Source organism: Bacteroides muris (ex Afrizal et al. 2022) (assembly GCF_004793475.1).
Taxonomy (GTDB): Bacteria; Bacteroidota; Bacteroidia; order Bacteroidales; family Bacteroidaceae; genus Bacteroides; species Bacteroides muris.
The window spans coordinates 14,565-28,173 of sequence record NZ_SRYZ01000032.1 but is presented as its reverse complement, the minus strand read 5'-3'; the positions used below and the strand labels follow the sequence as shown (position 1 = coordinate 28,173).

The 13,609-nt window shown below is 49.5% G+C and carries 15 protein-coding genes; all 15 read right to left on the bottom strand.

Translation table 11 applies throughout. The annotated features are described in order from the left end of the window. Positions 1-125: 125 nt before the first annotated feature. The 15 genes from E5355_RS13205 to E5355_RS13135 all read right to left on the bottom strand — a co-directional run bounded on the left by E5355_RS13205 (position 126) and on the right by E5355_RS13135 (position 13,607). The gene (locus E5355_RS13205; RefSeq protein WP_136010722.1) at positions 126-584 is read right to left on the bottom strand and encodes a DUF6078 family protein; all 459 of its coding nucleotides are present in this window, start codon (positions 582-584) and stop codon (positions 126-128) included. Between the two features lie 9 nt (positions 585-593). Continuing rightward, on the bottom strand, positions 594-1,418 hold the full coding sequence (pyrF, locus tag E5355_RS13200; protein ID WP_136010721.1) for an orotidine-5'-phosphate decarboxylase: 825 nt from the start codon (positions 1,416-1,418) through the stop codon (positions 594-596). Positions 1,419-1,513: 95 nt separating this feature from the next. After that, on the bottom strand, positions 1,514-2,629 hold the full coding sequence (prfA, locus tag E5355_RS13195) for a peptide chain release factor 1 (protein ID WP_136010720.1): 1,116 nt from the start codon (positions 2,627-2,629) through the stop codon (positions 1,514-1,516). Between the two features lie 40 nt (positions 2,630-2,669). Continuing rightward, positions 2,670-2,903, bottom strand: coding sequence for a hypothetical protein (locus E5355_RS13190; protein ID WP_136010719.1), 234 nt, complete (start codon positions 2,901-2,903; stop codon positions 2,670-2,672). Between the two features lie 5 nt (positions 2,904-2,908). Then, positions 2,909-4,078: an AIR synthase related protein gene (locus E5355_RS13185; protein ID WP_136010718.1), complete on the bottom strand. Its 1,170-nt coding sequence runs from the start codon at positions 4,076-4,078 to the stop codon at positions 2,909-2,911. Positions 4,079-4,164: 86 nt separating this feature from the next. Continuing rightward, complete coding sequence (locus tag E5355_RS13180; protein WP_136010717.1) at positions 4,165-5,409, bottom strand: acyloxyacyl hydrolase; 1,245 nt, start codon at positions 5,407-5,409, stop codon at positions 4,165-4,167. 50 nt (positions 5,410-5,459) lie between these two features. Then, the gene (locus E5355_RS13175) at positions 5,460-6,428 is read right to left on the bottom strand and encodes a hypothetical protein (RefSeq protein ID WP_136010716.1); all 969 of its coding nucleotides are present in this window, start codon (positions 6,426-6,428) and stop codon (positions 5,460-5,462) included. 176 nt (positions 6,429-6,604) lie between these two features. After that, positions 6,605-7,186: a LemA family protein gene (locus E5355_RS13170; protein ID WP_136010715.1), complete on the bottom strand. Its 582-nt coding sequence runs from the start codon at positions 7,184-7,186 to the stop codon at positions 6,605-6,607. Positions 7,187-7,328: 142 nt separating this feature from the next. Beyond that, entirely contained in the window at positions 7,329-8,228 is a 900-nt protein-coding gene (locus tag E5355_RS13165; RefSeq protein WP_136010714.1) for a TPM domain-containing protein, read from the bottom strand. A gap of 40 nt (positions 8,229-8,268) precedes the next feature. Further along, a complete protein-coding gene (locus tag E5355_RS13160) occupies positions 8,269-9,264 on the bottom strand; it encodes an alpha/beta hydrolase (RefSeq protein WP_136010713.1) in 996 nt (331 codons plus the stop codon). Then, positions 9,264-10,010 carry a shikimate dehydrogenase family protein gene (locus E5355_RS13155; RefSeq protein WP_136010712.1) on the bottom strand — a complete coding sequence of 249 codons (747 nt, stop codon included), beginning with the start codon at positions 10,008-10,010 and terminating at the stop codon, positions 9,264-9,266. Before E5355_RS13155 ends, E5355_RS13160 begins: the two co-directional genes overlap by 1 nt. Positions 10,011-10,094: 84 nt before the next feature. Beyond that, on the bottom strand, positions 10,095-10,832 hold the full coding sequence (gene ubiE / locus E5355_RS13150; RefSeq protein ID WP_136010711.1) for a bifunctional demethylmenaquinone methyltransferase/2-methoxy-6-polyprenyl-1,4-benzoquinol methylase UbiE: 738 nt from the start codon (positions 10,830-10,832) through the stop codon (positions 10,095-10,097). A gap of 70 nt (positions 10,833-10,902) precedes the next feature. Beyond that, on the bottom strand, positions 10,903-11,847 hold the full coding sequence (locus E5355_RS13145) for a phosphoribosylaminoimidazolesuccinocarboxamide synthase (protein ID WP_136010710.1): 945 nt from the start codon (positions 11,845-11,847) through the stop codon (positions 10,903-10,905). Positions 11,848-11,873: 26 nt separating this feature from the next. Continuing rightward, the gene (locus tag E5355_RS13140; RefSeq protein ID WP_136010709.1) at positions 11,874-12,875 is read right to left on the bottom strand and encodes a PhoH family protein; all 1,002 of its coding nucleotides are present in this window, start codon (positions 12,873-12,875) and stop codon (positions 11,874-11,876) included. A 9-nt stretch (positions 12,876-12,884) separates the two neighbouring features. Continuing rightward, on the bottom strand, positions 12,885-13,607 hold the full coding sequence (locus tag E5355_RS13135; RefSeq protein WP_136010708.1) for a M23 family metallopeptidase: 723 nt from the start codon (positions 13,605-13,607) through the stop codon (positions 12,885-12,887). Positions 13,608-13,609 lie beyond the last annotated feature (2 nt).

Sequence of the window (13,609 nt, the reverse complement as noted above, 5' to 3'; positions counted from 1 at the left end):
CTTTATTGCTGTTAAAGTAACGCTTTATTGCTGTTGAAGTGGCGCTTTATTGGGAATAAAGTGTCACTTTGTTGGAGATAAAAATAAATAAATCCGTAAGATGCTGATTGATAGAATAGTTATATCTATCCTTCCCACGCCAAACTGTACTGAAAGCCATCGAACTTAGGTTCGCTTGTCACGCCTGACGCACGGAATACACGGCGAATGGCTTCTTGTTCGTCAGGAGTAATGAGCCGCTCTCCTTTGCGGCTTTGGTAGAAATAGCTTTCGCACGAAAAGCATTGCATTACCCGTAGGCGGACCACGCGTGATTGCTTTAAGGGGAGGTCTTCGAAGAGCTGGGTCATACCCTTGGCATAGCGCACGGGTTTATTGTTGCGGTAATACCGGCAACTGTCGGCAGGCGAAAGACGCTGCACATAAACGGGATTTATGCAGTACAGTATATTCTTCCCTTCTTCCTCGCTTTCCGCGAGGGTTTGCGCTGCAATGGCTCGCAGGCAGGTGGCTGCTTTGGGGCAAAGGTCTTTGCCCGCAAAGCAGTATGCATAATATTGTGGTATGTCTTGCAGGAGTATCATGGCATATTCTTACAAGATTGCTTTCAATTGTTCTTCCATCTGTGCCTGCACTTCTTGGGCAGCCTTGCGACTGGCAGCAGCGAAATTTTCCGTCTTGTCCACATAGATGATGCCGCGGCTGGAGTTGACAATCAGTCCGCAAGTCTTCGTCATGCCATACTTGCAGACTTCTTCCAGCGAACCGCCTTGGGCACCTACGCCGGGGACAAGCAGGAAGTGTTCGGGCACAATCTTGCGGATATCCTCGAAGGCACGGCCCTGGGTGGCGCCTACCACATACATCATCTGTTCGTCGCTAGCCCACTCCTGTGATTTGCGGAGCACCTTCTCGAAGAGGCGTTCGCCTTGCGGGTCTTCCGTCAGTTGGAAGTCGTGCGAGCCTTTGTTGCTGGTCAGTGCAAGCAGAATTACCCATTTGCCCTCATAGGTGAGGAACGGCGTAACGCTGTCTTCGCCCATATAGGGGGCAACGGTTACGGAATCTATATCCAGCTCTTCGAAGAACGTGCGTGCATACATGGCAGAGGTGTTTCCGATGTCTCCGCGTTTGGCGTCGGCGATGATGAATTGGTCGGGATAGTTCTGCTTGATGTAGTTCACGGTCTTCTCGAAAGCTATCCAGCCTTTCACGCCCATGCTTTCGTAAAAAGCAAGGTTGGGCTTGTAGGCGATGCAGAGGTCGGCCGTTGCGTCGATGATAGCTTTGTTGAAAGCGAAGATAGGATCTTCTTCTTTCAGCAGATGTTCGGGGATTTTCTTGATGTCGGTATCAAGGCCTACGCAAAGAAATGATTTCTTGCGCTTTATGTTTTCAAATAATTCTTGTTTGTTCATCTTTATATTTACGATTTAATGATTGGGATTGCTTGGTTAATGAACTATCATCTCGTCACTCTATAACCTTGTCACTTTATCACTTTGCCACCTTGTCACAATTCGCTTTCCTTCAGTCTTTCTGCATTTTCCGCTACGATGAGGTGGTCGATGCAGTCCTGGATGTCTCCATCCATAAAAGCGGAGAGATTATAAATGGTGTAGTTGATGCGATGGTCTGTGATACGTCCTTGCGGATAATTGTAGGTACGTATCTTGGCAGAGCGGTCGCCGGTGCTGACCATTGTCTTGCGTTTGCTGGCAATGTCGTCGATGTACTTCTGGTGTTCCTTGTCGTAGATGAAGGTACGCAGGCGCGAGAGGGCGCGTTCCTTGTTCTTGGGCTGGTCGCGCGTCTCGGTACACTCGATGAGGATTTCTTCGACTACGCCCGTGTTGGGGTTCTTCCAGTTGTAGCGCAGACGCACGCCGGATTCCACCTTGTTCACGTTCTGACCGCCTGCACCGCCGCTTCGGAAGGTGTCCCACTTGATTTCGCCTTCGTTGATGACTACATCGAACTCTTCGGCTTCGGGAAGCACGGCTACGGAGGCGGCAGAGGTGTGTACGCGTCCTTGTGTTTCGGTGGCAGGCACACGCTGCACGCGGTGTACGCCCGATTCATATTTCAGCGTGCCGTATACGTTGTCGCCCGTCACGGAGCATGCTATTTCCTTGAAACCGCCGGCTGCACCTTCGTTGGCGCTGGATATTTCCAGCTTCCAGCCTTTGGCTTCACAGAATTTGGTGTACATGCGGAAGAGGTCGCCTGCAAAGATGGCGGCTTCATCGCCGCCCGTACCGCCACGTATCTCCAGAATGGCGTTGCGTCCGTCCTGCGGGTCGGCGGGAACGAGGAGCAGCTTTATCTGTTCTTCCAGTTCCGGTTGGCGGGTCTGGCAGGCATCCAGCTCTTCGCGTGCCATTTCGCGCATCTCCTGGTCTGTTTCGTTGGCAATGATTTCTTTGGCTTCTTCGATGCCGCTCAACACTTGCATGTATTCTTTGCGGGCATTCATCAGGTCGCCCAGTTCCTTGTACTCTTTGGTGAGCTTGACGTAACGTTTCTGGTCGGCAATCACTGCCGGGTCCGTAATCAAAGTCGATACCTCCTCGAAGCGGGCTACGAGGCCCTCCAGTTTTTCGAGTAGTGTATTGTTGTTATCTGCCATTTAATAATAGTTTTCTGTTTTTTTACTTCCTGCTGTAGAGTCATTTATTCTTATGATTCTGCCATATCACGTTAATGGCAAGATATTCTACGCCCGACCAGCCTAATATACCTATTGAGCGCATAATGATACGACCTATTCTCATTTCCGGTTCCTGAATGTAGTCTATCAGTCCTCCGGTGAGGTCGATAATAACGAACAGAATAGCTATCGCACCCAGTTGAACTATGCTTTCAGGTAGTTTTATGTAGATGCTGTCGCCTTTTTTTCCCATCTTTATCAGTATCTGAACTCTCCGAATTCGCTTTTGATAATCAACTCTTTCTTGTCACTTTCCTCGATGCGGCCTACAATCTGTGCGTCGATGTTGAAACTCTTCGAGATGGCAATCACCTCTTCCGCATGTTCGGGAGAGAGGTACACTTCCAGACGGTGGCCCATGTTGAACACCTTGTACATTTCGCTCCAGTCCGTATCGCTTTGTTCTTTGATGATCTTGAACAACGGTGGAACGGGGAAGAGATTGTCTTTGATGACGCGGCAGTTGTTACCTACAAAGTGCAGCACCTTGGTCTGTGCGCCGCCTGAGCAGTGGACCATACCGTGAATCTCGGGACGGAGTGCGTTGAGCAGCTTCTTTACTACCGGTGCATACGTACGGGTAGGAGAGAGTACCAGCTTTCCTGCATCTATCGGACTGCCTTCGACGCTGTCCGTCAGTTTCAGCTTGCCGCTGTAAACCAGTTCTTCGGGCACTGCCTTGTCGTAGCTTTCGGGATAATTCTCTGCCAGATATTTGGCGAACACGTCGTGGCGTGCGCTGGTCAGACCATTGCTGCCCATACCGCCGTTGTATTCTTTTTCGTAGGTGGCCTGTCCGTAGGAAGCCAGACCTACAATCACGTCTCCCGGGCGGATGTTGGCATTGTCAATGACATCGCTGCGCTTCATGCGGCAAGTCACCGTAGAGTCTACGATAATGGTGCGTACAAGGTCGCCCACATCGGCAGTCTCGCCTCCGGTGGCATAAACGCCTACGCCCATTTCACGGAGCTCGGCAAGCAGTTCGTCCGTACCGTTGATGATGGCGGAGATTACTTCACCGGGAATGAGCAGTTTGTTGCGCCCGATGGTGGAAGATACCAGAATGTTGTCCACGGCACCCACACAAAGCAGGTCGTCTATGTTCATGATAAGTGCATCCTGTGCGATGCCTTTCCATACACTGAGGTCACCGGTTTCCTTCCAGTACATGTAGGCAAGACTGGACTTGGTGCCTGCACCGTCGGCGTGCATGATGTTGCAATATTCCGGGTCGCCGCCCAAAATGTCGGGAATAATTTTGCAGAAAGCCTGCGGGAAGATACCTTTGTCGATATTCTTTATGGCGTTGTGCACATCTTCCTTGGATGCGCTGACGCCTCGCATCATGTATCGTTGATTGCTCATGAGATAATAAGTTAGTTCAATTGAATGCGCAAAAGTAGTGATTATTTCGGTTACAACCTTGGCTTTGTGCGAGAAAAGTAATCTGCTTAGAACATTCCGGTTCTCCGGTTGTTGAATCTCCATCCCAATCCCAGCATCAAGTGGTTCGGGTCGTGGAAATTCTGCAACTGATAGCCTATATGGAGGTAGAGGTTCCTCGTTAGTGACGTTTTCAGTGCCAGTACTTGGTAGCATCCTTTGGTGTCATTGCCCTTGTGCAGGAAGTGGTAACCTACGCCAAGGTTGATGGAGAACACCGGCATCACGAACTCGATGCGTGCCGACAGTCCCGCATTGAATTGCTCCTTGAATGGTGGGCGGTAGAACTTGAGGTCACCCTTCTCGTTCGTTCCCGCCTGATGGTCGCGTAGGTTGGCGCTTTCGTCATATTGAGCGTCTATCGATATGCCTGCCCGCAATACCCGGTGGAAATTATACATCGGGTTGAAGTTGATGCCCGCTACACCGAATGAACCCGGCACCAGCACACTGTTGTACTCTTCTACCCAACCGCGTATTTTCGTGGCTCCGTACACCACTAAGTCGTAACTGATATGCGGGACAAATGTCCTTCCCTGAGGAGGACGGGCGGCTTGTGCCGGCATCAGTGTCCGTGCATCGCCGAAGTTCCGTGTGATGCCTATCCGTGCTCCTATCGTGTTGACTCCTGAATTGGGATAGTGGGAGTTTCCGTTCGAGAAGTGGGTTCCTTCCACCCCTGCCGTGAAGTTCCAGCAGGGAGAAAGCTGCCAGTTCAGGAAGAAGCCCAGGTTGATGTAGGCATTTATCTTGGAACTTGTCACTGTATTGTACGGATTCGTCTCCTCGTCATACTTCTTCCAGCCGAACGATGCGCCGAAGTTCCACTCATAGTCCAGCGACAACCGGGACGATAGGCTTGCGATGCGCGAAGTCTGAAAGGCATAGATTGCCACCGGTGTTCCTATTTCCGTGTCATTGAATAGCGTATTGACCGCCAAACCGATGCCCTGTGTGGTGTGTGGATACATCATTCCCAAAGGCGATTCGGGGTTGAACTGCAAACCGTATTTCAGATGCCCCGACAAGAACTTGTTCATCCGTTGTTGGTTTGCATTGTCACCTTTGAAGAAGCTGTTGGTAGGAGTCAGGTAGGCGGGGCGTATGTCCAGTGAGATTTTGTGGATGGGACGGTGCAGGGGATGAGGCACGGTGTCTGTATGTGCGGGCATCGCATCGCCCTGCGCCCATAGCCCGTTGACAGATTGTCCTGCAAGGAGCAGGGCCGTCAGTAGTTTATGGATGGTTTTCATGAATGTATAGGCTTGTTTTCTTACTTGTATATTGTATTTTGTTCTTGGGGTCACTTATCATTCTCCTGATGATTTAGATAGAAACCAATTGTTCTTGTCGGAGTTTTGCTGCGCAAGGTACCTTGCACGGTATGGGGCTTTCCTGTTTTGGCATTGCGCAGATAGAGGGTGTAGTCGGCGGAATAAACCTGATATTCGGCTATGCGTCTGATTTCTGTGATACCCGGTTGCAGGGTCATGGTCTTCATGAAGGGCGGCTGCACACTCATTTCGACAAGTGCGTTTCCGTTTTGGAAGTACTCTATACGGTCGTTGCCGGGTTTCAGTCCCTGCGAGATGTCGGCAGATGGGAGCTCGATGGAGGGCAGACCGTCATCTGTTTGTGCAAAGTGTGTGGAGGTGGCGCAGGAGAGGTATATGTGACGGCGCATCCATTCGTTCAGGTTGTAGGTGCGCACTTCCGGTTCGCCGGAGCTGTTGAGGCATAGCAGATAATTGTCTTCAAAAATTTCAGTACCCACGGATTCGGGGATGAGGTTGTATTCTATCCGGTCTATCACGTAACCGCTGCCCGGAGATTGGGTGAAGCGTATCTCTTGTTCCTTGCCGTAATGGTTCTTATTGCCTATCAACACGGAGAAAAGAAAAGGATTGCCGGTGGGGTTGTCGCCGATGTACACTTGCAGTTCCCTGTCGTTGGGGCGGACAAGGATTAACTCTTGGCCGAGGTCTTTTACTACGATTTTTCCTTTGTCTTCCAAATGGCACTTGGTGATACCCATGTCCGTGCCGTCCAGTGTATAGAATTGTCCGTAAAGCCCGTAAATCTCTTCGCCTTTATAGGCATTAATCAGCGACCACTCTGGAGTATTGAATCGGAGAGTCAGCGTGTCGCCGTCGCCGCTGAGCGTGGCTTCGGTGAGGGGGAGTTTGACTTCGTCCACAAAAACGTCACCGTTGCAGGCATACAAGCCGGACAGTATAAGGAGGGTGAAGATGTATTTCAACGTATGTTTCATTGTTTGTATCGGGTTAAAAGGAATGGATAACGGGAGCAAATGTATAAAATAAAAGGTACGTCCGGTTATACGGGCATACCTTTTTAGCTTTTATTAGATTATTTATGTTGATATACAGTTGCTTATGAATATGTGATGCAGGCTGTATTATTCAATTCATGCTTTTGCGTCCATTTTTAGAACTCTACTTTCGGTGCCTGTTCCGCACCTTCGGCAGCTTCAAAGTAAGCGCGTTTCTCAAAGCCGAACAGTCCGGCAAGGATATTCTTGGGGAAGCGGCGGATGCTGGTATTGAATTCCTTCGCCGTGTTGTTGAAGTTGGTACGTGCCACGTTGATGCGGTTTTCGGTACCTTCCAGTTGGGCTTGCAGTTCCAGGAAATTCTGGTTGGCCTTCAGCTCGGGATAGTTCTCCGTGATGGCAAGCAGTTTGCCGAGGGCAGAAGTCACGGCACCTTGCGCCTTTTGATACTCGGCCAGCTTTTCGGGCGTCAGGTCCTCGGCATTCACTGTGATTCGGGTGGCCTTGCTGCGGGCCTCTATCACACCTTCCAAGGTTTCCCGTTCGTGAGAAGCGTAGCCTTTTACTGTATTTACAAGGTTGGGAATCAGGTCGGCACGGCGTTGGTATTGAGTTTCCACGTTCGACCATTGTCCGTTGACATTTTCTTCCATTGCTACAAGTCCGTTGTAACCCGTTACTGCCCAAATGGCAAGGAGTGCTAAAACTGCAATAATGATAATGGTTGATTTCTTCATACTTTTCATTTTTAAGCCTCGCCCCCGCCCTCTCTTCCGTAGAGAGGGGAGGAGGAAAGTGCGGTTATTAATCATTTAATTATATTCTATGAAATTTTTTTTTCATTCCTTTTCTCCTCTCTGCGGGAGAGAGGATGAGGTTTTAGAATCTGGAACCGGCTCCACCGCCACCGCCCATACCACCTCCGAAGCTGCCACCGCTGAAGCCTCCGCCTCCGAAGAGATCTCCTCCACCAAAAATGACCGGACCGCTGCCTCCGCCTCCCCGGTAATTCTCATCGTATGACTGCTGGCGGCGCACTACTTTGTGTCCGCAATTGCGGCAGGTGTAGGTCACGTCTTCGGTTTTCACTCCATTGCGGCGTGAGATGGGTACGCTTCCGCTTCTCTGCAATTTATGTTGTCCGCAGTTGGGACATTTGTTGGCTGCGCGTTGGGCAAGGAAACCTGTTATCAGTGCTACTCCAAAGATACCTAAAATCCCCAACAGAATACCTCCTGTAGAGAGGTCTTCCTCCTCTTCCGTGTCATTTTCCATACTGCCGTCAAGACGTGCGCAGACAGCCTTTACGCCCGCTACCATTCCGGCATCCCAATTACTGTCTTTCAGATAGGGAATCATGTACTTGGTTTGTATGCGTTTGCAGATGGCATCGGGCAAGTCTCCTTCCAGACCGTATCCTGTGTAAAACTGGATGCAGCGTTGGTCGGTTACCAACAGAATGACCAAACCGTTGTTTTTCTTTTTCTTGCCCACTCCCCATTCATTGAGCAGCCGGTGTGAAAAGTCGAAACAATCTTCTTGTCCGATGGACGGGACAACGGCGACTACCGTTTCGATGCCCGTCTGCTGTTCCAGTGCGTAGAGCATGCGGTCTATGTCGTCACATGCCTCTGCAGACAGGATACCGGCAGGGTTGCAGGCATAACGTGTCTTGTCCTGAAGGTGTACTTTAGGAATGTTCTTAGTGGTGTAGACTTCTTGTGCCTGCAAGGATACGACCAGGCACAAGAAGAATGCTATGGAAATAAATCGTTTCATACTACTAATATTCGTTGTGGCCAAGATAGGCAAAATCACATTAATGAATGTATTTCCCTACGAATTTCTTTACATGCTCGGTGTATTCCTGCGGATAATCCTTGTAAGACATGGCATGCGTGGCACCGGGTACAATCCATAATTCTTTGGGTTCAGGCTTGGCTTCGTAGAGGGGATAAACCATCCACGTCGGCACAAAGGTGTCGGCATCACCGTGGATGAAGAGCATGGGCAAAGTGCATTTCTTTACTTGCTCCAAGGCAGAAGCTTCACGGAAGTCCCATCCGTACTCCTGCCGAGAGAGCCAGCTCGCAGTATGCAGTAGGGGGAAAGGAGGCAGTCCGAACTGTTCTTTCAATTCTCCGCGAAACTCGTCCCATACGCTTGTATAGCCGCAGTCTTCCACAAAACACTTGATGAAAGGCTGTTGGTATTGGCCATGTTCTACTTCGCCGGATACCATCATGGTGGTGGCGGCTCCCATGGAGATGCCGTGTACTACCATCTTTGTACTGCGGGATGATATGCTGTCTGCATGGCTGCGCCCGAAAAGCTCATCGGCGGTTTCAGTCCATTGCAACACGTCAAGTCGGTCTTTCCAGCCCATCTGTACATGGGTTCCTTCGCTCATTCCGTGTCCGTAAAGGTCGGGAAGCAGGATATTGAAACCCATCTCCTTGCTGTACAAATAGCCTATCATCAGCATGCGTACGGCATTGTCCGTATATCCATGTACGATGACTGCCGTTTTGTCGGTGGGGAGGGTGGCTGCAACATAGAGCGCATGTAGTGTCTCTCCACGGTCGTTCTCGATGTAGAAGTCCTTCAGTGCTCCTACGGTCATCAGGCTGTCCATCCACGGTTGCAGTTCGGGATAGTGTTCGTACATGAGTTCGTAGGATGAGGCGATGTCGCGGCTTCGTGTCGCCAGTTCTTCGGGCTTCAGGGCATATCCTAGCATATAGTACCCTCCGCACAACAGCAAGGTGCAGAGGGCAGCCAGACCGAGAATTGAATATTTGATGGTTTTCTTCATTATCTATTCCAAATTTCCCATGCAGCAAAGGCTTGCAGCAGCAACATCTCCAGTCCGTTTTTAGTGACGGCTCCTTGTGCCTGGCCTTTCTTCATGAAGAGTGTTTCGTTTGGATTATATAACAAATCGTAGAGCAAATGGTTTGGGGTCAGTTGTTCATAAGGGATGTCGGGGCAGAAATCTACTTTGGGATACATGCCTACAGGCGTACAGTTTACGATGACTGTATATTCCTGCATGATTTCCGGTGTCAGTTCGTCATAAGTGAGGTAAGACGATTCCTTTTTCGTGCGCGATACGAATACGCTTTCGATGCCTAGGTTGGCCAGTCCGCGATAGACGGCTTTGGATGCACCGCCTGTACCCAGAATCAGCGCCTTCTTGTGATGGGGTTGCAGTAAAGGCTCAATAGACTGTGTAAATCCTATGATATCCGAGTTGTAGCCGACAAGCTTTACTTTTCCCCTCGGCAGGCGGATGATTTTGATGACGTTCACTGCACCGATCTTTGCGGTGTCTTTGTCCAGTTCGTCAAGAAAGGGAATGACCTGCTCCTTGTACGGGATGGTCACATTAAGTCCGCAGAGGTCGGGATTTTCCTCTATGACTTCCATAAAGTCATTGATACTGGGTATCTCAAAGTTTACATATTCAGCGTCGATATTCTCCGATTTGAACTTTTCATTGAAATATCCGATGGAAAACGAATGTCTCAGCGGATAGCCTATTAAACCGTATTTCTGCATAATTCTCTTAGTGTGCTAACGTTAATAATACTATATATCAAGGTGGTAGAGCGGTAATGTGATAGGTGATATCACTTTATCACTCTATTTGGTCGCAGTATAAAGAGTGCATATACCGAATGTCAGTCTGCGGAAATTAACCTGACTGAAACCTGCTTTGCGAATAACTTCCTGCATCACTTCGCCTTGCGGGAAAGCACGGATGCTTTGGGGCAGGTAGGTGTAAGCACTATTGTCCTTTGACAGGCATTTGCCAAGTAGGGGGATGACTACTTTGGAGTAGATGGTGAAAAGTTGTTTCATAGGAAAACGGTCCGGTGTGGAGAGTTCCAGAATGACGAGATGTCCTCCGGTTTTCAGCACGCGGCACATTTCTGCCAACCCTTTGTCCAGCCCTTCGAAGTTGCGGATACCGAACGCTACGGTTACAGCATCGAACGTGTCATCGGCAAATGAGAGAGAGGTGCAATCTTCCCGGGCAAAGGTGATTCGGTCCGAGAGGTGCGCCTGTTTTACTTTATTACGTCCCACGTCCATCATTCCCTCTGAGATGTCGGTGCCTATCAGCTCGTCAGGTTGCAACTCGCGGCAGGCCAGAATGGCAAAGTCACCTGTACCGGTGGCTACGTCCATGATGCGCTTCGGCTGGAAAGGCTTTAACCAATTGATTGCTTTCCGGCGCCAACTGCGGTCGATGCCTAATGAAAGGGTATGGTTCAGCTTGTCATAAGCAGGGGCAATGTTGTCGAACATTTCCTCTATCTGTTCACTCTTCTTTCCATCCTTACCGTAGGGCTTGATATGTTCCTGGGGATAATCCATGTTGATAGAGTTTAGTGATAAGTGACAAGTGATTAATAAATCTATTAATCACTTGTCACTAAGATATTTATCACTTATTTAAGTATTCTGTTACATTCTTTTCAATGCGTTCGGCAATGTTGCTGGTATCTTCCTTCACGAACTTCTCGCCGGTGATATGCTCGTACAGTTCGATATAACGTTCGCTGATTGAAGTAACGATTTCGTCTGTCATTTCCGGTACCTGCTGTCCTTCCTTACCCTGGAAGCCGTTTTCCATCAGCCATTCGCGTACGAATTCCTTGGAAAGTTGCTTCTGCGGTTCGCCGTTGGCAAAACGTTCTTCGTAGCCTTCGGAGTAGAAGTAGCGGCTGGAGTCGGGGGTATGGATTTCGTCCATCAGGTAAATCTTGCCGTCGTGCTTGCCGAATTCGTATTTGGTGTCTACCAGAATCAATCCGCGTTCCGCTGCAATCTCGGTGCCGCGTTTGAAGAGGGCCATGGTATATTTTTCCAATACGTCATATTCTTCGGGAGTAGCCAGCCCTTGTGCCAGGATTTCTTCTTTGGAGATGTCGGCATCGTGTTCGCCAATCTCGGCTTTAGTGGTCGGGGTGATGATGGGCTCGGGGAATTTCTGGTTTTCCTTCATTCCTTCGGGAAGCTTCACACCACAGATTTCACGCACGTCGCTTTTGTAAGCACGCCATGCACTGCCACAGAGGTAACCGCGTACAATCATTTCTACGGGGAAACCTTCGCACATCACACCTACCGTCACCATCGGATCGGGAGTAGCCATTTTCCAGTTGGGACAGATGTCGGTAGTGGCATCCAGGAACTTGGCTGCAATCTGGTTCAGCATTTGTCCTTTGAAGGGAATGCCTTTGGGTAATACTACGTCGAAGGCTGAGATACGGTCGGTAGCTACCATGACCAGTTTTTCACCGTTGATGTTGTACACATCGCGAACTTTTCCGTGGTACACGCTTTTCTGTCCGGGAAAGTTAAATTCAGTTGCTGTTAATGCTTTCATCTTTGTAATATTTACGATTTGAGAATTTACTGTTTCTGTTCAATCCTTTTGTCGGTTTGTTCGGTCTTGTGCCTTTCACGCTCTGCTTTCGCTTCTTTGTCGAACTTTTCGTAGGCCTCCACGATTTGGGTGACAAGCTTATGTCTTACGATGTCTTTCTTGTTCAGTTCCACAAAGCTGATGCCTTTTACGCCTTTCAGAATCTTCAGTGCCTGTACCAGACCCGAAGTCTGGGAAGAAGGCAAGTCAATCTGCGTCATGTCTCCCGTTACGATCATTTTGGTGTTCATACCCATACGGGTGAGGAACATCTTGATCTGCTGGGTAGTGGTGTTCTGCGCTTCGTCCAGAATGACGACGGCATCGTTCAGTGTGCGTCCGCGCATAAAGGCGAGGGGGGCAATCTGGATGACGTTCAGCTCCATGTACTCTTTCAGCTTGGCAGCAGGTATCATGTCCTGCAGGGCATCGTAGAGTGGTTGCAGATACGGGTCTATCTTGTCCTTCATGTCACCGGGCAAGAAACCGAGTTTCTCTCCGGCTTCTACGGCAGGGCGGCTGAGGATGATTTTCTTGATTTCTTTATTTTTCAGTGCCCGCACGGCAAGTGCGATGGCAGTATAGGTCTTTCCGGAACCGGCAGGACCGATGGCAAACAGCATGTCGTTTTTGGCAAAGGCTTCCACCAGTTTCAGCTGGTTTTCGCTACGTGGTATAATAGGCTTTCCGGTTACGCTGAATACGATGACATTGCCCGATTTCTCGGCCTGCGGGGCATTGCCTTTGATGATGTCGATAATGGCCTCTTCTTTTAAAGAGTTGTACTCGGCACAGTATTTTTCCAGTTTGGTGATGTTCTCCTCGAATGCACACATTTCCTCCTCATCACCCAATACTTTGATGACATTGCCACGGGCAACGATACGAAGTTTGGGGTACAAAGCTTTTATCAGTTGCATGTTGGCGTTGTTTACGCCGTAGAATATTACCGGATCAATATCTTCAAGAACAATCAGTTTTTCTATCATTGATATGCTTTAAAGTTCAATTCGTTCTTTTAGTGAAACGTTTTGCAAATGTAGTGAAACGTTTGGATACTTAAATAGTTCCATTGGGTATTTTTTTTCCAAGGGCTTCGGGTAGATGGTGGGCAATGGTTTCACGACAATCTTGTTTCCGGTTTTCAGGCAGCTGATGCGTTGCCTGTGAAGGGTTTGTTTCTCCATGTCGAAGATGAAGTTGGGGTCGAAGTGCTGGCCATTGACGCGAGTCTCAAAGTGGAGGTGTTCGGTGGTGGCGCGTCCCGTACGTCCAAGCAGGGCGATGGGTTGTCCGGCTTTGACGGTATCTCCGCTGTGTACCAGGTTTTTGGAGTTATGGCTATAGATGGTTTCCAGCCCGAAGGAGTGGCGCACGACTATCACGTTGCCGTATGCGCTGTAGTGCTTGGACATGCGTACCACTCCGTTGAAAGCGCTCCGTATGGTGTCTTTGGCGTGGGTCTTGATGTCGATGCCGCTGTGTCTTCCCCTTCCCCGTCCGTATGGAGAGATGACTTTTCCGCCGGGCAGGGGGAAGGAGTATTCGCTATCCAATATGGTTTCCAAGGGGAGTTCTATTTCGTTTCGTTGCGAGAACAGTCCGGGGGTGGTGACGCGGACGTGGTTGATTTCCATGGCGGAAAAGCTGTTTTTCTTTTCTTGTGCCGTGGCATCGAGAGGGAGCAGCAGCAGACAGCAGGCAAGAATATGATTTCTCATGG